This is a genomic window from Streptomyces sp. NPDC017529 (assembly GCF_044329785.1).
Classification (GTDB): Bacteria; Actinomycetota; Actinomycetes; order Streptomycetales; family Streptomycetaceae; genus Streptomyces.
Genome location: NZ_JBIRJY010000007.1, coordinates 238189 through 263418 on the forward strand (window position 1 = coordinate 238189; position 25230 = coordinate 263418).

19 protein-coding genes are annotated in these 25230 nt (G+C 70.0%); 7 read left to right on the forward strand and 12 right to left on the reverse strand.

Features of this window, described 5'->3' with window-relative positions:
- Positions 1–4: 4 nt before the first annotated feature.
- The 10 genes from eccCa to ACH4K4_RS20740 all read right to left on the reverse strand — a co-directional run bounded on the left by eccCa (position 5) and on the right by ACH4K4_RS20740 (position 13013).
- On the reverse strand, positions 5–4090 hold the full coding sequence (eccCa, locus tag ACH4K4_RS20695; protein ID WP_398168997.1) for a type VII secretion protein EccCa: 4086 nt from the start codon (positions 4088–4090) through the stop codon (positions 5–7).
- Complete coding sequence (locus ACH4K4_RS20700; protein ID WP_398168998.1) at positions 4087–4944, reverse strand: hypothetical protein; 858 nt, start codon at positions 4942–4944, stop codon at positions 4087–4089. Before ACH4K4_RS20700 ends, eccCa begins: the two co-directional genes overlap by 4 nt.
- Positions 4945–5444: 500 nt before the next feature.
- Positions 5445–6797: a type VII secretion integral membrane protein EccD gene (gene eccD, locus ACH4K4_RS20705; RefSeq protein WP_398168999.1), complete on the reverse strand. Its 1353-nt coding sequence runs from the start codon at positions 6795–6797 to the stop codon at positions 5445–5447.
- Positions 6791–7105 carry a hypothetical protein gene (locus ACH4K4_RS20710; protein WP_398169000.1) on the reverse strand — a complete coding sequence of 105 codons (315 nt, stop codon included), beginning with the start codon at positions 7103–7105 and terminating at the stop codon, positions 6791–6793. The genes eccD and ACH4K4_RS20710 overlap by 7 nt, the downstream gene beginning before the upstream one ends.
- 252 nt (positions 7106–7357) lie before the next feature.
- The gene (locus ACH4K4_RS20715; protein ID WP_398169001.1) at positions 7358–8368 is read right to left on the reverse strand and encodes a hypothetical protein; all 1011 of its coding nucleotides are present in this window, start codon (positions 8366–8368) and stop codon (positions 7358–7360) included.
- Positions 8369–8708: 340 nt separating this feature from the next.
- Complete coding sequence (locus tag ACH4K4_RS20720; protein WP_398169002.1) at positions 8709–9371, reverse strand: pentapeptide repeat-containing protein; 663 nt, start codon at positions 9369–9371, stop codon at positions 8709–8711.
- The gene (locus ACH4K4_RS20725; protein WP_398169004.1) at positions 9337–11778 is read right to left on the reverse strand and encodes a hypothetical protein; all 2442 of its coding nucleotides are present in this window, start codon (positions 11776–11778) and stop codon (positions 9337–9339) included. The genes ACH4K4_RS20720 and ACH4K4_RS20725 overlap by 35 nt, the downstream gene beginning before the upstream one ends.
- An 8-nt stretch (positions 11779–11786) precedes the next feature.
- The gene (locus ACH4K4_RS20730; RefSeq protein ID WP_398169006.1) at positions 11787–12221 is read right to left on the reverse strand and encodes a DUF6507 family protein; all 435 of its coding nucleotides are present in this window, start codon (positions 12219–12221) and stop codon (positions 11787–11789) included.
- A gap of 89 nt (positions 12222–12310) precedes the next feature.
- A complete protein-coding gene (locus ACH4K4_RS20735) occupies positions 12311–12622 on the reverse strand; it encodes a pore-forming ESAT-6 family protein (protein ID WP_398169007.1) in 312 nt (103 codons plus the stop codon).
- Between the two features lie 70 nt (positions 12623–12692).
- The gene (locus tag ACH4K4_RS20740) at positions 12693–13013 is read right to left on the reverse strand and encodes a hypothetical protein (protein ID WP_398169209.1); all 321 of its coding nucleotides are present in this window, start codon (positions 13011–13013) and stop codon (positions 12693–12695) included.
- A 310-nt stretch (positions 13014–13323) separates the two neighbouring features.
- On the opposite strand from ACH4K4_RS20740, the gene ACH4K4_RS20745 reads away from it, so the two are divergent.
- The 7 genes from ACH4K4_RS20745 to ACH4K4_RS20775 all read left to right on the forward strand — a co-directional run bounded on the left by ACH4K4_RS20745 (position 13324) and on the right by ACH4K4_RS20775 (position 23314).
- Positions 13324–14691: a sensor histidine kinase gene (locus tag ACH4K4_RS20745; RefSeq protein WP_398169009.1), complete on the forward strand. Its 1368-nt coding sequence runs from the start codon at positions 13324–13326 to the stop codon at positions 14689–14691.
- 176 nt (positions 14692–14867) lie between these two features.
- On the forward strand, positions 14868–16184 hold the full coding sequence (locus ACH4K4_RS20750) for a sensor histidine kinase (RefSeq protein WP_398169010.1): 1317 nt from the start codon (positions 14868–14870) through the stop codon (positions 16182–16184).
- Between the two features lie 341 nt (positions 16185–16525).
- Entirely contained in the window at positions 16526–17185 is a 660-nt protein-coding gene (locus ACH4K4_RS20755; RefSeq protein WP_398169211.1) for a LuxR C-terminal-related transcriptional regulator, read from the forward strand.
- A 273-nt stretch (positions 17186–17458) separates the two neighbouring features.
- The gene (locus ACH4K4_RS20760) at positions 17459–19414 is read left to right on the forward strand and encodes a 2-oxoacid:acceptor oxidoreductase subunit alpha (RefSeq protein ID WP_398169012.1); all 1956 of its coding nucleotides are present in this window, start codon (positions 17459–17461) and stop codon (positions 19412–19414) included.
- The gene (locus ACH4K4_RS20765; protein ID WP_398169013.1) at positions 19407–20501 is read left to right on the forward strand and encodes a 2-oxoacid:ferredoxin oxidoreductase subunit beta; all 1095 of its coding nucleotides are present in this window, start codon (positions 19407–19409) and stop codon (positions 20499–20501) included. The genes ACH4K4_RS20760 and ACH4K4_RS20765 overlap by 8 nt, the downstream gene beginning before the upstream one ends.
- A gap of 228 nt (positions 20502–20729) precedes the next feature.
- Positions 20730–21734 (forward strand): EamA family transporter RarD, encoded by a 1005-nt coding sequence (gene rarD, locus ACH4K4_RS20770; protein ID WP_398169015.1) that lies wholly within the window; start codon positions 20730–20732, stop codon positions 21732–21734.
- Between the two features lie 149 nt (positions 21735–21883).
- On the forward strand, positions 21884–23314 hold the full coding sequence (locus tag ACH4K4_RS20775) for a M28 family metallopeptidase (RefSeq protein WP_398169017.1): 1431 nt from the start codon (positions 21884–21886) through the stop codon (positions 23312–23314).
- A gap of 51 nt (positions 23315–23365) precedes the next feature.
- On the opposite strand, the gene ACH4K4_RS20780 is transcribed toward ACH4K4_RS20775, so the two are convergent.
- Together ACH4K4_RS20780 and ACH4K4_RS20785 are read right to left on the reverse strand one after the other, a co-directional pair.
- Positions 23366–24241 (reverse strand): ABC transporter permease, encoded by an 876-nt coding sequence (locus ACH4K4_RS20780; protein WP_398169018.1) that lies wholly within the window; start codon positions 24239–24241, stop codon positions 23366–23368.
- Positions 24228–25211, reverse strand: a complete 984-nt coding sequence (locus ACH4K4_RS20785) for an ABC transporter ATP-binding protein (RefSeq protein ID WP_398169019.1) — start codon at positions 25209–25211, stop codon at positions 24228–24230. The genes ACH4K4_RS20780 and ACH4K4_RS20785 overlap by 14 nt, the downstream gene beginning before the upstream one ends.
- Positions 25212–25230: the final 19 nt, after the last annotated feature.

Genomic DNA, 25230 nt, shown 5'->3' on the forward strand with positions numbered 1-25230 from the left:
TTTGTCACCCTCCGGCCTTCACTGGCCGTCCGGTGTCCACGTCCCCTGCCCAAGCCGTCTGTATCAGCCGGCTGTTCTCCCCGCGCCGTACGAACATGCCCCGGCCCGTCGGCTGCGGAGCCGGGTACACGCCGGGGAAGAGCTGCCCCTCTCCACGGTCGCCCGACATCACCACGGCCGACGTTCCGCACTCCCTCAGCGTCATCAGGAACGGTTCGTACAGCGCCCGTGACGCTCCGGCCGCTCGCCGTGTGACGACGAAGTGCAGTCCGATGTCCGGTGCGGAGGGCAGATACGGCAGAAAGGCGTCGAGTGGCTGCTGTCCTCCGCTCGCGAGGATGTCGTAGTCGTCCACCACTACGACGATCCGCGGCCCTTCGAAGGACGCGCCGCCCGCGGCCAGTACCTCCGGCGGTACGGAGTCGTCCGGGAGCCGCTTGTCCAGTTCCCGGGTGATCACCTCGGACAGGCCCGCCGCCAGCCGCGTGTTGTGCGCGTATCCGCCACGGTGTTCCTCGGGCACCAGGCTGTGCAGTCCGCGCCGGGGGTCCATCACCGCGAACACCAATTCGTCGTCCCCGAAGCGTTCGACCAGCCCACGCGCCACCAGGCGCAGCAGGCTCGTCTTGCCGCATTCGCTGTCGCCGAGGACCAGCAGATGCTGGTCCTGCCCGAACAGGTCGAGCGGGACCGGCCGCAGACCCGCCTGGTCCACGCCGATGGGTACCCGCCGCGGCTCCTCCGCCACGCCCGGCAGCCGGGCCGCGGGGAGCTTCGCGGGCAGGACGCGTACCGGTGCGGCGCCTTGGCCGCTCCAAGCGGCCCGCACGGTCCGTACGGCCTTCTCGGCTGCCTCGCCGAGATCGTCGACCGTCGCCAGGGCGTCGATACGGGGCAACGCGACCTGCGTGAAGAGCCTCTCCCCCGTGGTCTCGACCAGTGCCCGCCCTTGTTCGTCGGGGGCCAGGGTTTCGGCCAGCTTCCGGCTGACCATGGACTCGCCCGGATCGTTCAGCCGCAGTTCCACCTTGCTGCCGAAAGCGGACTGCGCGGCGATGCGTACGTCGTTCCAGCGCAGCATGGCAGCGACGACGTGGATGCCGTAACCGCTCCCCCGCTTGAGCAGGTCGCCCACGGCGTCGTCCAGCTGCTCGAACTCTTCGCGCAGCTCCCCGAACCCGTCCACCACCAGCACGATGTCCGTGGACGCCAGGCCAGGGGCATCCGGCAGCTGTCCTTGTGCGCGCAGCCGCCGCAGCTGCTCGACGGAGTCGATGCCCTGCTCGCGGAAGAGGCTTTCGCGAGCGGTGAGCATGGCGCGTACTTCTTCGACCGTACGGGCCGCCCGCTCCCGGTCGGCGCGCCCCGCGACGCCTCCGACGTGCGGCAGCCCTGCCATCGCCTGGAGGCCCCCACCGGCCAGGTCGAGTCCGTAGATGCCTACTTCTTGTGGTGTGTGCGTGAGGGCGAGCGACAGCATGAGCGTGCGCAGCAGTGTCGTCTTGCCGCTCGCCGGACCGCCGATGACCGCGACGTGCCCGCCGGCCGCGGTCAAGTCCAGTACCCACCGCTCCTGTCGTTGCCGCGCCGGATCGTCCAACAGCCCGAGCGGTACGCGCAGCGCGCCGACCGGGCTCCGGGACAGCCGCATGCCGCGCGAACCGTCCATCTCCAGAGGCCCTGCCGCGGCGTCCAGCGTCAACGCCTCCGGAAGCGGCGGCAGCCAGATCCGCCTCACCGGGGGCGCGGCGTCGGCGAGCCGGCCGACCAAGCTGGACAGCAGAGTGGGACCAAGGGTCCGGCGCGCGGGTGCCGGGCTCGTATCCTCGGCGGCTTCGGATGCCGCAAACCTGTTGTAGGCGGGGTACGGAAGCACTTCCGGGCCCGAGCCCTCGCGCCCCTCCTGCCGCTCCGGCCCCCGGTAGGGCCCGGACACGTACCCCGCCTTGAACCGCTCGTAATGGCTGGTGTCCACCTTGAGGTAACCGAAGCCGGGAATGGGCGGCAGGTGGAAGGCGTCAGGGGTCTCCAGGACCGTGCGCGATTCGTCGGGCGAAAAGGTCCGCAGGCCCAGCCGGTACGACAAGTACGTCTCCAGGCCACGCAGCTTGCCGCTCTCGATGCGCTGGCTGGACAACAGCAGGTGCACGCCGATCGATCGCCCGATACGGCCGATGGAGAGGAAGAGGTCGATGAAGTCGGGTTTGGCGGTGAGCAGTTCGCCGAACTCGTCGATGACGACGAAGAGGTGCGGAAGCGGGTCCAGTTCCGACGGACGCTGTTCCCGGGCTGCCCGGTAGGTGGAGATGTCCGGCAGGTTGCCCGCGTCCTTGAGCACCTGCTGACGGCGCTTGACCTCCCCCGCCAGGCTGGTGTGCACGCGCTCGACGAGCCCGGCCCGGTTCTCCAGGTTGGTGATGACACCCGCCACGTGCGGCAGCCCGTCGAACGGCGCGAACGTAGCGCCGCCCTTGTAGTCGACCAGCACCATCGACAGGTCCTCGGGCGGGTGGGCCGCCACCAGAGCCAGCACCAAGGTGCGCAGCAGCTCGCTCTTCCCGGAGCCGGTGGCCCCGACGCACAGACCGTGCGGGCCCATGCCCAGTTCGGCGGACTCCTTGAGGTCCAGGAGCACCGGCTCGTGAGCGTCGTTCAGCCCGATCGGCACGCGCAGGAACGCCTGCTCGCCGCGCGGCTGCCAGAGCTGCCGCACGTCCGCCGCACGCGGGTCCCCGATTCCCAGCAACTCGGCGAAATCCACCGGGCCCGACAACGGGGTGCCGGCGGCGGCCGATTCCGGAGAGAGCCGCAACGGCGCCAGTTCCCTGGCAAGGCCGTCGGCGCCGGCGGCGGACACGGCGTCGAGTGTGCCGCTCACCACGGCGGGTTCCGGCCGCCCGGGCACCGCGCCGCCGCGGTCCGCGCCGAGGACGCCCCGGTCGTCCTCGAAGACGACCTCACGGCCGTCTGCGCCGTGCACCGCGATCCGCAGCGCGACCTCGCCCGGCTCGTGCGTACGCTCCGCCACAAGGTGCAGCACGGTGACGCCCATGTCCTGGAGGCTGACCGCCTCGTCGGGACGTGGAAGCTCCCCGGCGATGTCCCCGTACCCGTCGCTGACGACCACCAGCCGCTTGCTCAGCCGCAGCGCGTCCTTGCCGGCCAGCCCCCGCCGGACCTCAGCCGCGTACGTGGCGCGCTCACGCAGCTCCGTGGCGAGCGAGGCGCCCAGGGCGGCCGCGCTGGGGGCGATACGACGGGCACCGACCGGCCCGTCCCACTCCTCCGGGTCCAGCACATGCGGCAGCCACTTGGCCCATTCCCAGTCCGCCAGCCGGTCCTGCGGGCACGCCACGGCGATGGCCACGTCGTCCGGCGCATGGGCGACGGCCGCCTGTACGACCAGCGTCCGTGCGACGCTCAGCACCGCTTCGCGCTCGCCCACCACGCTCACGTTCCCCGCGCGGTCCAGCGGCACGGTGAGCGGCATCTCGGACGCGGTGGAAAAGCGCTCCTGGAGCCCCGCCGCCTCGTTGAGCATGAACTCGTCGGGCGGCGTCAGCACGCTGCTGCCCTGCCGTTCCATGCTCAGTACGCGTACGGGCGTGGCACCGGTCCCGATCCGTACGTCCAGGAAATCCGCGTCGGTACGCCGGCGCTCCCACCGCCTGGCAGGATCGCGCACCAGGTCGTACAGCGCCTCGGGCGGCGGCGCGAGCACCCTCGCGGCCTGCCGGCGCCGGCGGTCCTCGGCGCTCAGCTCCTCCCGTAGCCCCTCCAGGTACTCCAGGTAGCGCTCGCGCTGCGCCCTGCGCTGCCGTTGCGCCCGGCCACGCTGTGAGAACAGCAGCAGCACGCCACCGAGCACCGCCACGACCAGGACGACGGCCCCGAGGGCGGCGAACTGGCTGTTCCGTATGACGGTCATCATCACGACGGAGCTGAACACGCCCGCCATGGGCAGCAGCGAGGTCGCCGCCGAGCCGGTCTTGCCCTCGGGGAGGTTGGGCGGTGGTTCGATCCGCCGCTCGGCGGGACCCGGAAGGGGGCGGGTGGTACGCGCCGGACGATGGACAGTACGGGTGCTCATGGCGTGAGCCGCCCCCCTGACGCGGGATGACGCTTGCCCGGCACGCGCGACACCGCGCGCTGCATCACCTCGGCCGCGATGCGCGCCGCCGCCTCCCGCGTCCGCTCGCCCAGCAGATCCGTACGGACGGCCCCGCCGCCGGCCAGGTGCCGGTCGTACGGCAGGGGAAGCACCGCCGCACCGTCCGCCCCCAGGGACTCAGCGGCCTTGCGCACGTCGATCCCCCCATCAGGTGACGCGTGATTGAGCACCACGACACACGTCGGCAGCAAACCGCGGTGCACCCCGCTCATCCACTGCAGGACGGACCTGGTCGCCAGCACGCCTTCCACGGTCGCCGGGGACACCAGCACCCGCGCTTGTGTGGTGACCAGCGCGGTGCGCGCCACCTCGGCCGGAAGCGTCTCGCAGTCCACGACCGTGGTCGCGAAGTAGCGGCGCAGCGCGGTCATGACCACCCGGTAGGTGTCGATGTCCAGCCGCGTACCGATGGACCCCTGGCTTCCCGGCAACAGCCAGCCGCCGCCCGTGAACGGCAGGAGGTAGCCGGTCAGGTCGGTGATCAGCATGGACGGATCGACGATCTGCGCCAGGTCGGTGCTCGACCAGCGCACCTCCGTCGCGCCGAGCCGGTGCGGCAGCGTGCCCAGCGCCGGGTCGGCCTCCACGGCCAGCACCGGGTCGGAGCGGTAGTGCGCGTAGGTGAGGGCCAGCAGGGCGGCGACCGTGGACTTGCCCGCTCCGCCGCGGATGCTGGACACGGCGAGTTGCCGCCCTGTCGTGACCGGCTGCTGGATGGCGTGCGCGGCCCGCGTGACGGCCTCGGTCTCGGCAGCGGCAGACGACGCGAACACGCGCCGCAGCGTCCGCCCCGCGCGCCGTGCGACGGATTCGCCGTGCCGGGGCTTGGCCTGTACTCCGTCGAGCTCGGGCGGCAGGAGGGGCACGGAGACGGGGGTGGGGGTCGACCGACGCACCTCCCGTGTTTGCTGCTGCGCATTCGCCGGGGGCCTGGCTGGAGCAGCCGGGGCCTCGAACGTGTCGGGTACGGGCGAACCCGCGTCCCCCGCCGTCCCCGGGCCGTACTCCGGCATCGGCGGCACCGAGTGGCCGGGAACCGTTATCGGCCCCGCACCGACCTCGGGCCGGCCGCTCAGGTCCCGCAACAGGTCCTGCTGCCAGTCCCCACGCGTACGCCCCGGCTGCCCCTCACCCGACGGCCCCGGCCGCCCCGGCTCTACCGACATGAACTCCGCCGCCCCTCCTGGTCAGGCCGGTCGATCTGGACGACTCTTCCCGCCGATCGCCGGCTCCCGCCCGTCATTCTGGCCGACCGCTTCCACCGACCGGCTGGTCAGAACGTGTGCAGCAGACGGCTGTACACCCCGAACGCTCCGAGAGCGACGGGAATCAACGCCACCACACCGACCGACTCGACCAGGTTCATCAGGCGGCGCAGCCGTACCCGTACGTGCTCCGGCGGCCGCACGGCAAGAGCCACCAACGGCGACAGCGCCATCAGGCACAACGTGACCAGTGCGCCTGCCGGGTTCTCTCCTTCGGCGGCCCACAACAGCACCAGCCGGATACAGACGGCCGCACCCGCTGCCAGCAACGCCACGACTTCCAAGGCCAACGGGTAGGCCCGCGCCCGCGAGAACAGCACGACACACAGCAACACCGCGACCGCCACCGACCAACCGTCCCCCGCGCCGGACGCGTCCGCCGCACCTGCGGCCAGCAGTCCGGCCGCCCCCGCCGACACCGCCGTGGCCACGGTGGCCAGCGCGAGTCCGCGGTGCGTGGCCCCCAGCGCCGCCGCGACCCGGTGTCTGCTGACCGGGGTGCCGCCGGAGCGCCGGTCGTCCAGTCGCGTGAGCCCGGCCGACATCAGCGCGATCCGCGGCAGGTACCCCAGCACCAGCACCGAGACGGCCCCCACCGCGATGCCGGCGCGCGTCGGACCGGTGACGGCCAGCCCCACTTCCCACATACCCACCGCGGCCGCCACAGCGACCGCGCCGATCAGCCCGCCCCGGCCCAGACCCGTACAGACTCCGAGCAGGGCGAGCACGACCGTCACCGTCATTCCGACAGCGGCCAGACGCAGGGCTCCGCCTGCCGCCACGTCCCACGAAGCGAGCGCACCGAGCGCTCCGCCCGCAAGCAGCAGGGCCGTGCCCAGTGCCGCCTTGCGCAGCAGCGCCCCGGCCACCGCACCGGCCCCGGCAGCGACCACCGAGGCGCCCCACAGCCACGGCCCGACCCGCCCGGCCCCGTACCAGGCCGTCGCGCACACGCCCGCGACGACCACCAGGAGCACACTCGCCCCGACCGCCGACCAGGACCGGCTCCGCTCGCCCCACCGCCAGGCACGTACATCCAGGTCGTCGGCCACCTCGTCGGTGACGTCGTGCACGACCGGCGCCGCCGGCGTTTCCTGCTCCCGCACCAGCCGCAGCACGGCCCCGTCGGCCACGTTCGCAGAAGCAAGCGTGGCGTCCTGTGCGAGCACCGTCCCGTCGACCGTCACCAAGCGGCGCATCAACGGCTCCTGCGCCACCCGGTCGCCGAGCAACGTCAGCACCTCGGGCAGCAGGGCACCGACCGGCTCGTGCGCGGGCAACACCAGGTCGACGCGCCGCCGTTCACCCACCAAGGTCACCCGGCTCAACGCCGCGCGCCGCCCGGTCGCCGTACTCACCATGCCGCAGAGGCCCCCACGCTAGAACCCGAACTCGTATTCGTGCCCGCACTCATACTCGCCCCCGCACTCGGCCGTACCCCCGGCGTACCCGGCGCGCCGTTCCCGTGCGCCATCTTCCCGGAGATGAACGACCACCCCACACAGCCGGCACACACCACGGCCGCGAGGGCGACGCCCCCGAAGATTTTGCCGACATTCTCGTCCAGGCTGCGCCGCGTCCGCTGCCCTCCGAACAACAGCGCGTCCCGCAGGCGTCGCCGCCGCACGGAAACCGATTCCAACAATTGACTGTCATAGTCCCGCGCCATCAGCGCCTACCCCTCCCACCGCGACACCCTACGCTCCCGACCATCATCCCAGCCTGGCCCTCAACGAGCACGGGCACAGTTAGCAAGGTCAAGCCGAGAAAGAACGCGCCATGCAGCGGCGGTGATCTCCACCCCTTCGCCCGCCACGCTCTTTCGCGGCTCACGGCGAAGGAAGTCCCGGCTCCAGTCGCCGACAGGCTCAGACGTGATCACAGGATGCCTCCGGCGTGAGCACAGTCCCCACGCGCCATCTTATTCGCGGCTTGCCATTTCCCTGAGAGAAACCAGACTCGCAATCTGGGCCGACTTGTTCGAGAGCGCATGCCCCATTTTTTCGTCACCGGGCACCCCGGCGAGCTCTGCGAGAGCTTCAGAAGGACGCATCCCTCGCTCTTCCGCTTGCCGGAGCAGCTCCAGCCAGGAGAGACCGGCCCTGTAGCCGGCTTCCCCCGAGGATTCGCGCGGCTCGTAGCTGGCCGCGGCACCCTCGTCCGACGCCCACAGGTAACCGAGCACTCCACGGTCGTCCCCTACCGGCACATAATGCACAACACCATCGATGGAGCGCCGGTAGCCGTCGCGACCGAACTGCGATCGATGGTGAAAAACTCGATTTCGGTACGGAATTTCGAAGGTGCTCCACACATCGGACGCCGAACCGTCAGGGTCGAAGTGGTTGTCCACTCCCGTCTCGCTCGGAGTGCCGAACCACGTGGGGTCATCCGGCTCCACCGCATCCCCCACGACTTCCGAGATCCCCTTCAGCGCCGCCGCAAGCCGCGGGTAATTGGCTCCGTGCACCGACCTCTGCTCTCGCCCCCGCAGGTCGAAGGGCATCCACGCATCCGAGTATGTCGCCAGGCGGATGGACAAGAAATCGACCGCAACGGACACTCCGAGCAAGAACAACCGCTCTTCGTGATACTCCGCACCGTGCCCGAGCAACGTTCCGGCGCAGGTGGCATCCACATTCACGCTGCCCACCCGACCAGGAACGACACTTTTTGAGATTTCAGCAACGATACATGGCATATCGGCATCGAGCGAGGCACTGTTCACCGAGAAGACGTGCTGGTAGAGGAAATTTTCCGGGTTTCCGGCTTCGAGGACCGCCACACGAATCGGAACATCCCCTACGACAAGCCGATGTCCGGCAAGAACAGAGAGGGCGGCACCCGCCGACTCCACACCCGCCGTCACCCAATCGTCGCCCGCCACCTCGTCCCCCCAGGTCCAACGAGCCAACGGGGTAGAAGTGATCACGAGGAGCCTCCTAGTGTGAAAGGGCTGCCGGAGGGCAGACCGTCGAAGACTTTGCCCAGATCGCCAGCCTTCAGCCGGCCGTCGCAGATTCGTTCCACGATCTGTTATTCCACCCCCTGCCGCGTTCGAAGACGCGCTCCTCCGCGAGCGGAACCAGCCCTGTCCCCCCGCCCACCCTAAGCTTATTTGCCTGCCCTCATCTGCGACTCTCGCTTTGGTTGAATTCCGGGCTTCCGGGTAGCGCCCGAAGGCAGAAGACGCAGAACCGTTACCACGCCTCGCAGTTTCGAGTTCGCGACTTCAGCCCTGTGAATCGAGGGGACCGCTCACAGGAGAGACCTTACTTTTTGCGACCACGCGCTGCAAGCACTTCAACGGTTCCTCCATGATGGAAAAACCATTCCTGAAGAGCCGGCCCGTCAAGCTGCTTCAAGGAACCGGAAAGTTCCAGAACGACAGGACCGAAGCAAGTACCCGTAACGCCGTTTAGTACGGTCGCTTCGCTGATCGTCACCTGGAGTACGGCTTCACTCAACACGGCGAACGAAAGGTCCGCGCCGCGGAGATCACTTTCAAGGAACGTGGTTCCGGAGAGGCGGGCACCGCGGAAGACCCCCTCCCTAGCATCCACGGCGTAGAGCGTGGCACTACCCATGTCCGCACCATCGAACCGAGCGGACCGCAGCAACGTCTCATCGAATTCAGCCTTTACCAGATCGGCACCTCTGAGGTCCGCGCCAGAGAGGTCGGTCGACGAAAAGTCCGCCCGGTAGAACGTTGCCCTTTCTGCTGAAACTCCCGTCAGATTCGCACCGGTGAACCGAGACGCCGAGAAATCACCGCCGGACAGGTCGGAACCACGAAAATCCAGGTCCTCCCCGTCGAACTGTGGGTTCCCTGCGGCAACCCAGTCATTGAGCGCTTCCGCTGCCGCTCGATCTTCGGGAAACCTTTTCGGGGCCCATCCTTCACGGGTACCAGATGACATCGTCTCCCCAACCATGAGTCTCGACCACTTTCCTTACATCGTCGATAGCCGCTTGGCTCGCATTCCGCGTGTCAATGACAGTCACGCGCCCCCGCACCTCGATCATTGTCCGCAGCTTGGTCACGAATTTATGGTTATTGGCGGGATTGTAGGCGCCACGGAAGGGTTTCGATTTATCGCGCTGATTATTGAGCGGAGGCCAATCGGAATGGACAGCCTTGATATCGTAAAACCGACCGGTAGTCTCCGAGCGGAAATCCCCCTGATCCGCCAGGTCCGGCCTCCTGATATCCGCCGGCAATCTTCCCTGTTCCCTCATATCGAGGCCCACCCTGGCCTCGTCCCGAGAATTGGCATTGATGACATTTTTATGATCGGGGTCGTGCTCAAGGTGCTTGAAGTCGTCGACATAACGCCTTTCGAGTTCTTCCAAGCGTTGCTGGTGCTGCGCCCTTTCCGAAGGTGACATCTCCCGCATGGGCTCACCTTCAGGCGGCCTCCTCGGTGTTTCCGCGGCCTGGTGCGGTACGTCGTCCGGTGAGCCTATCTCCGTACCGGGGTTGCTTGCAGTACCTCCATCGCCCAGATGCCCACCTTCCGAAGGGAGGGCCGTAGAAGCGTCACCTGTGCCGCGAGTTGCAGGGCCCGTATGACGGCTGGCTTCATTGTTGTGGTTACTGAGTCCCTTGTTCGGCTCGGGATGCACGGTATTGCCGCCATTGCCATGTCCATCACTGGCCCGGCCACCACTTTGGCTTTGCTCTGGCATGTGGTGCCCACCGCCGCCGGTGGACGCCACCGCATGACGCCCCCCACGCGCGGCGTTGCCTGCTCCCCCCGCATCACCTTGCAGGCGGCCATCGGCATGAAGGGCAGAATCGCCCTTCGAGTGTGGCAGGGCTCCTGTTGTGGCCAACTCGCGGTCAGCCGGAACCGAAGGGGCAGAATCAGGTGCCTGCGAAGACTTGTCGAGGAGCGCGCGGTCGGCGGCGGAGGCTTCTGCCATGGGGTGGGAACCCTTGACCGTGGCGCCGTGGCGGTCGACGACCTTGCCCTTGGGGGTGAGGAATTCGTCGTCGCCGTATTTGACCGAGTGTTCCGGGACGTTGCCTGCGCCGTGCGGGAGTTCCACCGCGGTTTTGCCCGGAGGTAGGTCGGGGAGAGGGCCGTGGAGGCTGACGGAGCGGCCGTCCGGTAGGTGAAGTGAACCGGACGGGGTGGCGGTGGCCCTGGCCGTCAGTGCATTGCGCAGGTTGTCGAGGGCCTTGCTTGCCTTGGTGCCCTGAAAGGCGGCGTGGATCGCCTGATCGAGCTTCGTGGCCTTGATGGCGGCACCGGCAGCCCTCGTTCCCTGTGTCACGGGATCAATGGCCCGGCCTATCTTGCCGATGGCGTTGGACACCTCGGCCGCCTTGCCCGCCGCTCCCGTTCCGGCCCGTACCGCGCCCCCCGCACCGATAGTGGCGATCGTGGTGAAGACGTTGAAGGATGCCGCGCCCGCAGCCCTTGCCTTGTTCTCTCCCCACTGGTCCCAGGCCACGAAGCCCTTGAGGATCTCCCGGAACGCAGCCTTCTGCTCATTGTCGGGATTGCCGCCGCCGAGAGTCGTGGAGCACAGCCAGTCGACGGGCCACACCAGGTACTGACCGAGGCCGCCGAGCCCGTTGAACAAGTTCTTCCAGGCGGCCCCCGCTCTCTCCCCGCCGTGCCCGCCCAGCATGGTCCACAGACCGTCCACGGTGCCGACGGCACCGTCCATGACCAGGCCGTCCCACAAGTAGGCCTTTGCCCAGTGGCCCCACTGGGCAGGCTCGTACCAGTGCCGCTTCTCCTCGACCACTGTGCCCCACGGCATCTCACCGGCCTTGTCCATGTCCTCGGCAGAGAACCGGTAGGAGTTCGGCTTGTGTGAACCGTCGTCCGGCACCCAATGGGTACCGCCGACCAAAGCGGAGATCTTGTTGGCGGTGGCGCGCTCCGCGTTCCAGAACGCGACGGTGGTCACCTTGACGTCCTGCCACAGGTCGTTGTTCTTTGCGACCTTGTCCTCGTCGTACTGCCAGTCCTCGTCGGTCTTGACGTCATCGGCGACGAAGGCGGCCGCCTGACCGCGCAACCGGTCCAGCTTGGTGACCAGCGGGCGCACTTCCGCGGCATAGCTGTCCAACGCGGCAGCGGCCTGCTCAAGGTCGTCGGCGAAAGCATCGGCCTTGTCGGCGACCGGTTTCGTCGTGCTGAAGAGCTGGTCGGCCTCCGGGGCCCGGTAGAAGGAGCCCAGCCCCTGGAAGCCGGTGTGGATGTCCGAGCCGCGGTGGCGTATGTCAGCGGCGCTCTTCTTCAGGGCCGCGGCGTCCTTCTCCAGTTGCTCCAGGTTTCCTGTGAACCTCGGGATGCCGGAAGGATCGATCGGATCCGTGCTCACTCTTCCCCCTACTTCCCGCCGCCGTCTTGCTGCCGGGCATCCTCTGCCTTGAACTGTTCGAGATCGGGTGCGCTGAGTGCGGCGTGCTGGGCGTTCGCCGCCATCTCCGTCAGCCCGCGTTCGTACGCGGTGGTGGCCTCGGCGGCACCGGCCACCGACTTGCCGGTACGGGCCACGAGAAAGAGCAGGTTGTCCGCGGTGTGCTGGGAGAACTCGCCGAGCGCCGCAGCCACCGGCCCTCCTGGCGCTTCCGCCCCGCCGGCTCCGCCCTTCCCCCCGGCCGCGGACGCGCCCGCTCCGAACGCGAGCGTGCCCGCCGCCCCTGCCGCCGACTGCAGATGGGCGTCGTACGAAGAGATTTCCGTGGCGAGCTCGTCCGCCTGGCCCCGAGTCTTGTTCAGCACCTGATAGACGCCCGATGGCGTGATGTCCCACCCGGTCATGCCTTGCCCCCCAACCGCTCCTGCCTTGCCTTCCCCGTTGCCTCGTGGCTGTCTCGCCATGGCCTTGACCACGGCTGGTGCCGGATGCCTCAGCCGATGGCGTCCACGGCTGCCTTGGCGCGCTGGATGGCCGTCTGGGCCGTACCGTCGTTCTTCTCCAGCGTGGTGCGCAGCAGGTGGATGATCGAACGGACCTCGGACGCGGTACGGTTCCAGCGCTGTTCCGCCGCGTGGTACTGGTCCGAGACGCCGTCCGCGGTGAAGTCGGCCATCGCCGCCTTCACCTGGCGGTCCCGCTCGCCGATCAGCGACTCCAGGCGTGCGATCACCGACTGCAGGTTGCTCTGTGCCTCACCGGATGCTCCGGTGTCGTAGCTGCGCCGGTCCGCTCCAGCGGCCATGGTTGCCCCCTTCCCGCACGGGAGTCCCGCGCGGAAGTTGAATTCGGTACCACGTGAATACGTCTGTAGGTCAGCGCCCGGAGAAACGGGCCGCGTCGAAGTTCGCCGAGGCCATCGACTGGCGCGCGTTGTCCGCTGCTTCGTGTTCGCCGGCAATGAAGGACCGGTCCATGCCCTTCTGGCCGCCGAGGATCGAGCGGAGCGCTCCGTTCAGTGAAGCCGCGATCTCATCGGAATTGCGCTTGAAATTGTCGAAGGCCGCCTTGCCCGCGCCGTTGAACTTTCCCTCCAGCGGTTGCGCGGCCACCACCAGCTGCTTGACCAGCGCACCGAGGTCCTCAGAAGACCCTTGGGTCTGGCCGGACAGCGTCGACAGCGTTTGACTGCCCATGTCGAACTTGAGACCCACCGTTGCTCACCCTCCCGATATACGCTCTTTCGCTTCGGCGGCCACGATTGGCGATCATGGACACCCCCCGTTCACCGACCACCCAACTAGTGCCGCACTGGTGACAGCAACAGCATTTGGAACAGTGAGGCGGAATCAATACAGATTTATCAGACGCCACTGACATCGACGGCGGTTCCCGGGCAGGGCCGTTTCGGAGGGCGGGTTGGTGGGCGGGGGTGGGGCAAACCCCACCTCCGCCCACCAACATCCCCCATGGTCAGCTCGGGTGGCTACCGGCAAGCTAGGGCATATGACCGCACGTTCCGTTCATGACGGGCGCCAGGGGCGCCCTTCGGCTTCGGGCGGGCTTTTCGCGTCGTCCGTCACCGGGCACGCCGACGAGCCCCTGCCGCCGCCGCGTGCCGCGCTCTCCTCCGTGACCTGGCGGGAGATCGCGCACCTGCTGACCAACTTCCCGTTGGGCGTGACCGCCTTCGCCGTACTGGTGGTCTGGCTGGTGGCCGGTATCGGGCTGTCCGTCACCGTGGTCGGGCTGCCGCTGCTCGCGGCGGGGCTGCTGGTGTGCCGGCAGTACGGGAAGCTGGAACGTGCCCGCGCGCGGCGTCTGCTGGGCGTACGGGTGGCGGAGCCCAGTCCGTTGCGGGCGCTGGACCAGGGGTTCTTCTCCTGGGTGTGGCTGCGGTTGAAGGACCCGGTCGGGTGGCGGCACGCGCTGTACACGATCGTCCGGCTGCCCTGGTCGCTGCTGACCTTTCCGGTGGTGCTCGTCTCGCTCTTCGTGGCCTGGCCCGTGCTGCCGTGGGTCGCGCGCGGACTGGCCAACGCCGACCGGATGATGGTCCGCGGCCTGCTGTCGCCCTCCGACGAGTTGGAGCGGCGGATCGCCGAGCTGAAGACGGACCGCGCGACGGTTTCCGACGCGGCCGCCGCCGACCTGCGCCGGATCGAGCGGGACCTGCACGACGGCGCGCAGGCCCGGCTCGTCGCGCTGGCGATGGGGCTCGGGCTGGCGAAGGAGAAGCTGCTGGAGGACCCGGACGCGGCGGCGCAGATGGTGGACGAGGCGCACGGCGAGGTGAAACTCGCCCTCCAGGAGCTGCGGGACCTCGCCCGCGGCATCCATCCGGCGATCCTCACGGACCGGGGGCTGGGCCCGGCCCTGACCTCGCTGGCCGGCCGCTGCACGGTGCCGGTGGAGGTCGAGGTGGACGTGGCGGAGCGGCCCGCGCCGGCGATCGAGGGCATCGCGTACTTCACCGTCTCGGAGCTGCTGCAGAACGTCTCCAAGCACAGTGGCGCACGGTCCGCGCGGGTGGAGGTCTGGCGGGCGCGGGACCGGCTGCTGCTCCAGGTGCAGGACGACGGGCGGGGCGGAGCGCGGCTGGACGGCGGCAGCGGGATGGCCGGGCTGGCGGAGCGGCTGGGGGCGGTGGACGGGCTGTTCGTCCTCGATTCGCCGGCCGGCGGGCCGACGCGGGTGACGGCCGAACTGCCGTGGCGGAGCCGGGAGCAGGAAACAGGAAAGGAGCCGGGGGCGGGGAAGGGGCCGGGAGCAGGGAAGGGCCGGGGACAGGGAAAAGGTTGGGGGCGGGGAAGAGGTCGGGGGCCAGCGGGGGGAGGCCGCACGGGTAGTGGCGGCGGCGCGGGGTGGGGATAACCCCAGGTTGAAGACTGCGCTGTCCCTCATGGTGCGGACCGCGCCGATCCCCGAGCCTTGAGGTACTGGCGGCGCCGGAAGCGGCGGCGCCGGCAGCGGCAGCGGCCGGACGTGGCCGAAGGCGCCGGAAGGCACCGGCGATGGGCCGGCCCGGACTTGGCAGAACGGACGACGAGATGATGGATACCGCGTACGAACCTCGATCCACACGCCCGCGGGTGCCCGCCGCGCTGCGCGCCCCGTTCTCGGGGCGTACCTGGCGGGAGTTCCTCTACCTCGTCCTCAGCCTCCCGGTGTCGGTCGTGATGTTCACCTACGCCATCACCATGATCGCGATCGGGGCGGGCCTGCTGGTCACCTTCCTGGGCATACCCGTCCTCGCGGGCGGGCTGCTCGGCTGCCGGGGGATGGGGCATCTGGAGCGCGTCCGTGCGCGCGCCCTGTTGCACATGGACGTGGACGCTCCGGAGCCGCTGCGGGCCGGCAAGCCGGGGATGATGGGCCGGGTCGCGGCGGTCCTCAAGAGCGGCGCCTCCTGGCGTCATTTCCTGTACGGCGTGCTGCAGATGCCCTGGGCCGTGTTCGCGTTCTCCGTGGCGGTGACGTTCTGGACGGTGGCCTGGTCGCTGTTCCTCTACCCGCTGTGGCAGTGGACGTTCCCCGCCTACCTCGACCAGCCGGGCATCCAGCTGTGGGGCAACGGGCGCGGCGACGGCCTCTATCTGGACTCCCCCGGCGGGGTGGCGCTGGCCAGCGGTCTCGGGCTGGTGCTCGTGCTGGCCGGGCCGTGGGTGATACACGGGCTGACGCAGGTGGACCGGGTCCTGGTGTACGGGCTGCTGGGCCCGTCCCGGCTCGCCACGCGCGTATCGGAGCTGGAGACGGACCGCGGGGTGGTCGTGGACACCGCCGCCGCCGACCTGCGGCGCATCGAGCGGGACCTGCACGACGGCGCGCAGGCGCGGCTGGTGGCGCTCGCCATGGACCTGGGGCTCGCGAAGGAGAAGCTGGCGGAGGACCCGCAGGCCGCGGCCAAGATGGTGGACGAGGCGCACGGCGAGGTGAAGGTGGCCCTCCAGGAGCTGCGGGACCTCGCGCGGGGCATCCACCCGGCGATCCTCACGGACCGGGGGCTGGGCCCGGCCCTGACCTCGCTGGCCGGCCGCTGCACGGTGCCGGTCAAGGTCTCCGTCGACCTGGACCACCGCCCCGCCGCCGCCATCGAGGGCATCGCCTACTTCACCGTCTCCGAGCTGCTGCAGAACGTCTCCAAGCACGCTCGCGCGTCCGCCGCCACCGTGGACGTGTGGCATGCGGGTGACCGGATCATGGTTCTCGTCACGGACGACGGCCAGGGCGGCGCGAACACCGAATCGGGCAGCGGGCTGGCGGGCCTGGCGGAACGGCTCGGCGCGGTCGACGGCCTGCTCGTCGTCGACTCCCCGGTGGGCGGGCCGACGGCGATCACGGCGGAGTTGCCCTGGCGGGGCTGATACCCGTCGGCCGCGCCGCTCCGGGGGGCGTCGAAGGGGCGAGCCGTACGGCCTGGTTTCCCACCAGGGCGGACCGGCTTCGCCCCTTCGGCGTGTTCCGGGACGACCCGGTTTGCCCCCGGGCCCGTAAGAGCCTGTGCCATCAGCCGGCCGGCTGTGCTCCGCCCACCGGCGGAACCGGCGCGCGTTCGGACTTCGCCCCTCCGGTTTCCCTCCCTCTGAACTGTCACCTCCTTTAATCCCGGCGGCTGGGGGCGGGCGGGATCGGATGCTGGGATGCTTGGGGGCGCAGGGGTGGGAAAACACCGAAACGTGGGGGCTTGAAAGACGTGGAGGACAGGGTGCGGGTGGTCATCGCCGAGGATTCGGTGTTGCTTCGGGAGGGCCTGACCCGGTTGCTGACCGACCGGGGGCACGACGTCGTGGCCGGGGTGGGCGACGCCGAAGCGCTGATCAAGGTCATCGGGGAGCTGGCCGCGGAGGACGCGCTGCCGGACGTGGTCGTGGCGGACGTACGGATGCCGCCGACGCACACGGACGAGGGGGTACGGGCCGCGGTGCGGCTGCGGCGCGATCACCCGGGGCTGGGGGTGCTGGTGCTGTCGCAGTACGTGGAGGAGCAGTACGCGACGGAATTGCTGGCGGGATCCAGTCACGGGGTCGGCTATCTCCTCAAGGACCGGGTAGCCGAAGTGCGGGAGTTCGTCGACGCGGTGGTCCGGGTCGCCGAGGGGGGCACCGCGCTGGACCCCGAAGTGGTCGCGCAGCTTCTGGGCCGCAGCCGCAAGCAGGACGTGCTGGCGCATCTCACGCCGCGGGAGCGTGAGGTCCTGGGGCTGATGGCCGAGGGGCGGACGAACTCGGCGATCGCACGGCAGCTGGTGGTGAGCGACGGTGCGGTGGAGAAGCACGTCAGCAACATCTTCCTCAAGCTGGGCCTGTCGCAGAGTGACGGGGATCACCGGCGGGTGCTGGCCGTGCTCACCTATCTCGACTCCTGAGAAACCGACACGCCGTCAGCCGCGCAGGTCCGGGTACGGCCGGGGCCGTACCGGGACCAAAGGAGTAGAACCAATGGCCGAGACGCAAGCGTCTTGGAGAAGGGGGCCGGGGGGCGGTTGTTCCATGACAATTCCTGACAGAACGGCGTCTCACGTCCACGTCCATCATGTGATCGGCCCAGGGAAGGCGACCCTTACCCACGTACGATGTTCGTGGGACGACCGGTCGGCACGACGAGTCCCGAGCCACCGCCCCAAGGGAGGTCCGAAGCAGTGACCAGCCAGGTCAGCAGCCAAGCCGAGCAGGCCGACGGAGCGCTCACCGGGGAGCCGCCCGCTCCCGGGACCGGCGCCGGAGGCGGTAATGACGGCGGTAAAGAGGTACGTCGCCTGGACCGGGTGATCATCCGGTTCGCGGGCGATTCGGGTGACGGCATGCAACTCACGGGCGACCGGTTCACGTCCGAGACGGCGTCCTTCGGCAACGACCTCTCGACCCTGCCGAACTTCCCCGCCGAGATCCGGGCCCCGGCCGGCACCCTGCCGGGCGTCTCCAGTTTCCAGCTGCACTTCGCCGACCACGACATCCTCACCCCCGGTGACGCCCCCAACGTGCTGGTGGCGATGAACCCGGCGGCCCTGAAGGCGAACCTGGCCGACGTACCGCGCGGCGCGGACATCATCGTCAACACCGACGAGTTCACCAAGCGCCCGATGGCCAAGGTCGGTTACGCCGTCAGCCCGCTGGAGGACGGCTCGCTGGAGGCGTACAACGTCCACCCGGTGCCGCTGACGACGCTGACCATCGAGGCGCTCAAGGACTTCGGCCTGTCCCGGAAGGAGGCCGAGCGGTCCAAGAACATGTTCGCGCTGGGCCTGCTGTCGTGGATGTACCACCGGCCCACCGAGGGCACCGAGGCGTTCCTGCGCCGCAAGTTCGCCAAGAAGCCGCAGATCGCCGAGGCGAACGTGGCCGCGTTCCGGGCGGGCTGGAACTTCGGCGAGACCACCGAGGACTTCGCCGTCTCCTACCAGGTCGCGCCGGCCACCGCCGCCTTCCCGACCGGCACCTACCGCAACATCTCCGGCAACCTGGCCCTGTCCTACGGCCTGATCGCCGCCGGGCAGCAGGCCGACCTGCCGCTGTACCTGGGCTCCTACCCGATCACCCCCGCCTCCGACATCCTGCACGAGCTGTCCCGCCACAAGAACTTCGGCGTGCGCACCTTCCAGGCCGAGGACGAGATCGCCGGGATCGGCGCGGCACTGGGCGCCGCCTTCGGCGGGGCGCTGGCGGTGACCACCACCTCCGGGCCCGGGGTGGCGCTGAAGTCGGAGACGATCGGGCTGGCGGTCTCCCTGGAGCTGCCGCTGGTGATCGTGGACATCCAGCGCGGCGGGCCCTCGACCGGCCTGCCCACCAAGACCGAGCAGGCGGACCTGCTGCAGGCGATGTACGGGCGCAACGGGGAGGCCCCGGTGCCGATCGTGGCGCCGCAGACGCCCGCCGACTGCTTCGACGCGGCGCTGGAGGCGGCCCGCATCGCGCTGGCCTACCGCACCCCGGTCTTCCTGCTCTCCGACGGCTACCTGGCCAACGGCTCCGAGCCGTGGCGCATCCCCGAGGTCGACCAGCTGCCCGACCTGCGGGTGCAGTTCGCCTCCGGCCCGAACCACACGCTGGCGGACGGCACGGAGGTGTTCTGGCCGTACAAGCGCGACGAGCAGACGCTCGCGCGGCCGTGGGCGGTGCCCGGCACGCCGGGCCTGGAGCACCGCATCGGCGGGATCGAGAAGCAGGACGGCACCGGCAACATCTCCTACGACCCGGCCAATCACGACTTCATGGTCCGCACCCGCCAAGCAAAGATCGACGGCATCGCGGTGCCCGAGGTGGCCGTGGACGACCCGGACGGCGGCGCCGACACCCTGGTACTGGGCTGGGGCTCGACGTACGGGCCGATCACCGCCGCGGTGCGCCGGGTACGGCGCGAGGGCGGCCGCGTCGCCCAGGCCCACCTGCGCCACCTCAACCCCTTCCCGCACAACCTGGGCGAGGTACTCGCCCGCTACGACAAGGTCGTGGTGCCGGAGATGAACCTCGGCCAGCTCGCCACCTTGCTGCGGGCCAAGTACCTCGTCGACGCCCGCTCCCACACCCAGGTCAGCGGAATGCCGTTCAAGGCCGAACAGCTTGCGGAGGTCTTTAAGGAGGCCATCAATGACTGAGACGATCGCGGAGGGGTCCTCGACGATCGAGGCGCTTTCCCTGGTGCCCAAGGCCGAGGCGCAGCAGTCCATGAAGGACTTCAAGTCCGACCAGGAGGTGCGCTGGTGCCCCGGCTGCGGGGACTACGCCGTGCTGGCCGCCGTGCAGGGCTTCATGCCCGAACTCGGCCTGGCCAAGGAGAACATCGTCTTCGTCTCCGGCATCGGCTGCTCCTCCCGCTTCCCGTACTACATGAACACCTACGGGATGCACTCCATCCACGGCCGTGCCCCGGCCATCGCCACCGGCCTGGCCTCCTCCCGGCGCGATCTGTCGGTATGGGTGGTCACCGGCGACGGTGACGCCCTGTCCATCGGCGGCAACCACCTCATCCACGCCCTGCGCCGCAACGTCAACCTCAAGATCCTGCTGTTCAACAACCGGATCTACGGCCTGACCAAGGGCCAGTACAGCCCCACCTCCGAGGTCGGCAAGATCACGAAGTCGACGCCGATGGGCTCGCTGGACGCGCCCTTCAACCCGGTGTCGCTGGCCCTCGGCGCCGAGGCCTCCTTCGTAGCCCGCACCGTCGACTCCGACCGCAAGCACCTGACCAGCGTGCTGCGCGCGGCCGCCGCCCACCCCGGCACGGCACTGGTGGAGATCTACCAGAACTGCAACATCTTCAACGACGGCGCCTTCGAGGTCCTCAAGGACAAGCAGCAGGCCGAAGAGGCCGTCATCCGCCTGGAGCACGGGCAGCCGATCCGCTTCGGCGCCCCGGCCGCCGACGGCCTGGGGTCCAAGGGCGTGGTCCGCGACCCGGCCACCGGCGACCTGAAGGTCGTCGACGTGACGGCGGAGGGCGCGGACGCGGTGCTCGTCCACGACGCGCACAGCCCCTCCCCCACGACCGCCTTCGCCCTCTCCCGCCTCGCCGACCCCGACACCCTGCACCACACCCCCATCGGCGTGCTGCGCAATGTCGACCGCCCCGTCTACGACACCCTCATGGGCGACCAACTCGACACCGCCATCGAGCAGAAGGGCAAGGGCGACCTCGCCTCCCTGCTCGCCGGCAACGACACCTGGACCGTGGTCGGCTAGCCCCCGCCCGCGCCGCTTTCGGTGCCCGTACGAGACGTCGTCCCGCGTCTCGTACGGGCACCACTGTTTTCGGCCGGAACCCGCCTCCTCCGCGGCCTTCGCCGGCCCGCGCGGCTGTCATGACCGTATTGCGGTACGGGCATGACATCCGGCCCTTCTGGCGTTACCTTCAGATCGCGAACCGCAGCCAAGGCGGCGCGGGTGGAGCGGCATTCAGCGGAGGGCCCCTTGCAACCCCAGTCGGACCAGCACACAGGACTCGTCTACGGCACGGCCGCATACGTGGTGTGGGGCCTGCTCCCCCTTTACTGGCACCTACTGGGCGACCTGGCCCCCGCCGAGATCCTGGCCCACCGGATGGTGTGGTCGCTGCCGGTCGCCGTCGTCATCCTGGCCGGGCTGCGCCGCTGGTCCTGGACGCGGCAGTTGGTGCGGCAGCCCAAGCGGCTCGGCCTGGTCCTGGTCTGCGCCGCGGTCATCTCCGTCAACTGGTTCCTGTACATCTGGGCGGTCAACGCCGGACACGTACTCGAAGCGAGTCTGGGCTACTTCATCAACCCGCTGGTCAGCATCGCCTTCGGCGTGCTGGTGCTGCGTGAGCGGCTGCGCCCGTTGCAGTGGGCGGCCGTGGGCGTCGGCAGCACGGCGGTGGTCGTGATGGCCGTGGCGTACGGCAAGGTGCCCTGGATCTCGCTCGCGCTGGCGTTCTCGTTCGCCACGTACGGCCTGGTCAAGAAGGGTGTGAAGATGGACGGGATCGAGGGCTTCAGCGCGGAGACGGCGATGCAGTTCCTGCCCGCGCTCGGCATCCTGGTCTATCTCGGTGTGCGCGGCGACGCCGGGTTCGTGACGGGCGGGACAGGCCGGATGCTGCTGCTCATGGGCTGCGGCGTGGCCACCGCGCTGCCGCTGATCGCCTTCGGCGCGGCGGCCATGCGCCTGCCGCTGACCGTGCTCGGCATGCTCCAGTACCTGGCGCCGACCTTCCAGTTCGCCCTCGGCCTGCTGGTCTTCCACGAGGAGATGCCGCCGGAGCGCTGGGCGGGCTTCGCCCTCGTCTGGCTGGCGCTGGTGCTCCTGACGTACGACGCGATCCGTACCGCCCGTACGGGGCGCACGGCCCTGGCCGCGGCACGCGTCGCGGCCGCCGGCCGGCCCGCCGCGCCCGCCGGCCCCGCGTCGGTTCCGGCTGCTCCGGAGGCCACCACGGCCGCCTCGCGGCGCACCTCGTAGCCCCGGTAGGCCGCCGCGTACCGCCGTGCGCGATATGCGGGGCGGGGTGTCCGGTTTCCGCCTTGCCAGCGGGGCGTGCCGCGCCCAGCATCAACTTCGCGCCACGCACGGTCCGTTCACCTCACGTTCGGAATCCGGAGACCCCTCTCATGGCATGGAACGCTGGTATACGCTCTGCGACCCTTCGTTTTCGAAGATCCGGCACTGGCGGGGACCCCGCCGGCGGCAGCGGCAGGGGAGGCGGCCCCGGCGGCTTCCGGCTCACCGCCACCGGTGCCGCGATCGGCCTGATCGTTGCGATACCCGGGGCGGCCGGTGCGGCAACCGCCGCGCCCGCCGCCGGCCACTCCCCCACTCCCACGGCCGCCACCGCGCTCGCCGCCCCCGACATCCCGGTGGCCAACGTCAAGGCCCACCTGGGCCAGCTCCAGTCGATCGCCACCGCCAACGGCGGCAACCGGGCCCACGGCCGGGCCGGTTACCGGGCGTCGCTCGACTACATCAAGGGCAAGCTGGACGCGGCGGGCTTCACCACCAGCGTGCAGCAGTTCACCGCGAGCGGCGCCACCGGCTACAACCTGATCGCCGACTGGCCCGGCGGCGACCCGAACCAGGTCCTGATGGCCGGCGCCCACCTCGACTCCGTCAGCGCGGGACCCGGCATCAACGACAACGGCTCCGGCTCCGCCGCGGTCCTGGAAACCGCGCTGGCGGTGGCCCGCGAGGCCGCCAAACCCACCAAGCACCTGCGCTTCGGCTGGTGGGGCGCCGAGGAACTGGGCATGCGCGGCTCCCAGTACTACGTCAGCCGGCTGTCCGCGGCCGACCGCGCGAAGTTCAGCGGCTACCTGAACTTCGACATGGTGGGCTCGCCGAACCCCGGCTACTTCGTCTACGACGACAACCCGCAGATCGAGGGCGTCTTCAAGGACTTCTACGCCGCGCGCGGCATCCCCACCGAGATCGAGACCGAGGGCGACGGCCGCAGCGACCACGCCCCCTTCAAGAACGTCGGCATCGCCGTCGGCGGCCTGTTCTCGGGCGCCGACTACACCAAGACGGCCGCCCAGGCGCAGAAGTGGGGCGGCACGGCGGGCCAGCCCTTCGACCGCTGCTACCACCGCTCCTGCGACACCTCGTCGAACATCAACGACACCGCCCTGGACCGCAACAGCGACGCCGTCGCGCACGCGGTGTGGGCACTGGGCGTCGGCACGACCACCCCGCCCGGCGGCACCGTCTTCGAGAACACCGCCGACGTGCAGATCCCGGACGCGGGCGCCGCGGTGACCTCGCCGGTGACGGTCACCGGACGTACGGGCAACGCGCCGGCCGCGCTCCAGGTCGGTGTGGCCGTCAAGCACAGCTACCGCGGCGACCTGGTGATCGACCTGGTCGGCCCGAGCGGGCGGGCGTACCGGCTGAAGAGCTCGAACGGCTCGGACTCGGCGGCCGACGTGATCGCCACGTACACCGTGGACGCGTCCGCCGAGACGGCCGACGGCACCTGGCAGCTGCGGGTGCAGGACATCGGTCCGCAGGACACCGGCTATATCGACAGCTGGAAGCTGACCTTCTGACGGCGGGCCGCTGCCGCTCCGGCCGGAGCGGCAGCGGTCACCGGCCGGCGTTCAGGACGTGATGTCCCGGGCGGTGAAGCGCGCCCAGGCCGCGGAGCCGAAGACGGCCGCGTACAGCGCCTGGAGGCCGAGGTTCTTCTGGAGCTGGTCCCAGTAGACGGGGTCGCGCAGTACGTCGGCGAAGGACAGCCAGTAGTGCGGGAAGAGATACGGCTGGATCGCGTGCAGCTGCGGGATGGCGTCCAGGATCTGGACCATGATCAGCAGGCCGACCGTGGTGGCCATCGCGGCGATCCCGCTGTTGGTCAGCGTCGAGACGAACAGCCCGATCGCCGCGACACCGACGAGGGAGCAGGCCACGACGCCCGCGACGGCCAGCGCCCGCAGCAGCCCCTCGCCGAACGGCACGGTGGTGCCGGACAGCAGCGTCACCTCGCCGACGGGGAAGAGCAGCACGCCGGCCACCAGGGCCGAAGCCGCCACGACCAGCGTGCCCACCAGACAGAACGTCACCGTGGTCGCGTACTTGACCAGCAGCAGCTTTGTCCGCCCCGCGGGCGCGACGAGCAGGTAGCGCAGCGTCCCGGCGTTGGCCTCGCCCGCGACGCAGTCCCCGGCCACCACACCGACCGCCAGCGGCAGGAAGACCGGCAGGGTCGCGGCCAGCGAGGTGAAGACCAGGAAGAGGCCGTTGTTGGTGACCTGCGAGATGAAGGCCGCGCCGCCCGAAGCGCCCGGCCCGCCGCCGTCGCCGCCCGTCTCGATCCGCACGGCGACGCCGATCAGGACCGGTACGGCGGCGAGGACGCCGAGCAGCGCGAGGGTGCGCCAGCGCCGGAAGGTCGTACCGATCTCGTTGCGCAGCAGGCCGAGCGACCGCGGCGTACGGAGGGCGGCCCCGGCCCCGGCTGTCTCAACCCGCGACATCGAAGCCCTCTCCCGTGAGCCGTACGAAGACGTCCTCCAGGGACGCCCGTTCCGTGCCGAAGGCGTGTACGCGTACCCCGGCGCGTACGAGCGCGGCGTTCACCTCGGCGGGATCGAGCGGAGCGGCCGCTCCGGGGGGCCCGCCGGCCGGTGCCGGCGGTTCCCCGCTCACCCGCTCCTCCGTGACCACGAGGTCGGTCACGCCGTACTCCTTGAGCACCCGCACCGCGTCGGCGGTGTCGGTGGTGCCGACCACCAGCCGTCCCCGTGCGCCGGCGGCCAGCGCGGCGACCGTGCCCTGGGTGATCAGCCGGCCGCGCGCCATCACCGCGGCGTGCGTGCAGACCTGCTCGATCTCGTCGAGGAGGTGGGAGGAGAGGAAGACGGTGGTGCCGTCGCCCGCCAGCTCCCTGACCAGGGTGCGGATCTCCCGCATGCCCTGCGGGTCCAGGCCGTTGGTCGGCTCGTCCAGGACGAGCAGTTCCCGTGGCCGCAGGAGCGCGGCGGCCAGTCCCAGGCGTTGCTTCATGCCCAGCGAGTAGGCGCGGGCCTTCTTACGGGACGCGGCGGCCAGCCCGACGCGTTCGAGCGCGCCGTCCACCCGCTGCGCGCGGGTACGGGGGTCGGCGTCCGGGTCGGCCGCGTCGTACCGGACGAGGTTGTCGCGCCCGCTGAGGAAGCCGTACAGGGCCGGGCCCTCGATGAGGGCACCGACCCTGGGGAGCACCCGGCGGGCCGCCCGCGGCATCGGCTCGCCGAGCAGCCGGGCGGCGCCCGAAGAAGGATCGATCAGGCCCAGCAGCATGCGGATGGTGGTGGTCTTGCCCGAGCCGTTGGGGCCGAGGAAGCCGAAGACACTGCCGCGTGGCACGGCGAGGTCGAGGCCGTCGACGGCGAGCTGCCCGCCGCGGTACCGCTTCGTCAGGCCCCGGGTCTCGATCACCCGGTCCCCGGCGGACGGCTGTGTCATCGGCTCCCCCACTGTGGCG

Coding starts and splice junctions, on each gene's coding strand:
- ACH4K4_RS20710 (WP_398169000.1), bottom strand. CDS start 7,105: ATGGCGCGGGACTATGACAGTCAATTGTTGGAATCGGTTTCCGTGCGG.
- ACH4K4_RS20730 (WP_398169006.1), bottom strand. CDS start 12,221: ATGACCGGGTGGGACATCACGCCATCGGGCGTCTATCAGGTGCTGAAC.
- ACH4K4_RS20720 (WP_398169002.1), bottom strand. CDS start 9,371: ATGGTTGGGGAGACGATGTCATCTGGTACCCGTGAAGGATGGGCCCCG.
- ACH4K4_RS20735 (WP_398169007.1), bottom strand. CDS start 12,622: ATGGCCGCTGGAGCGGACCGGCGCAGCTACGACACCGGAGCATCCGGT.
- ACH4K4_RS20785 (WP_398169019.1), bottom strand. CDS start 25,211: ATGACACAGCCGTCCGCCGGGGACCGGGTGATCGAGACCCGGGGCCTG.
- ACH4K4_RS20750 (WP_398169010.1), top strand. CDS start 14,868: ATGATGGATACCGCGTACGAACCTCGATCCACACGCCCGCGGGTGCCC.
- ACH4K4_RS20780 (WP_398169018.1), bottom strand. CDS start 24,241: ATGTCGCGGGTTGAGACAGCCGGGGCCGGGGCCGCCCTCCGTACGCCG.
- ACH4K4_RS20765 (WP_398169013.1), top strand. CDS start 19,407: ATGACTGAGACGATCGCGGAGGGGTCCTCGACGATCGAGGCGCTTTCC.
- ACH4K4_RS20775 (WP_398169017.1), top strand. CDS start 21,884: ATGGCATGGAACGCTGGTATACGCTCTGCGACCCTTCGTTTTCGAAGA.
- ACH4K4_RS20745 (WP_398169009.1), top strand. CDS start 13,324: ATGACCGCACGTTCCGTTCATGACGGGCGCCAGGGGCGCCCTTCGGCT.
- eccCa (WP_398168997.1), bottom strand. CDS start 4,090: ATGAGCACCCGTACTGTCCATCGTCCGGCGCGTACCACCCGCCCCCTT.
- ACH4K4_RS20740 (WP_398169209.1), bottom strand. CDS start 13,013: ATGGGCAGTCAAACGCTGTCGACGCTGTCCGGCCAGACCCAAGGGTCT.
- eccD (WP_398168999.1), bottom strand. CDS start 6,797: ATGGTGAGTACGGCGACCGGGCGGCGCGCGGCGTTGAGCCGGGTGACC.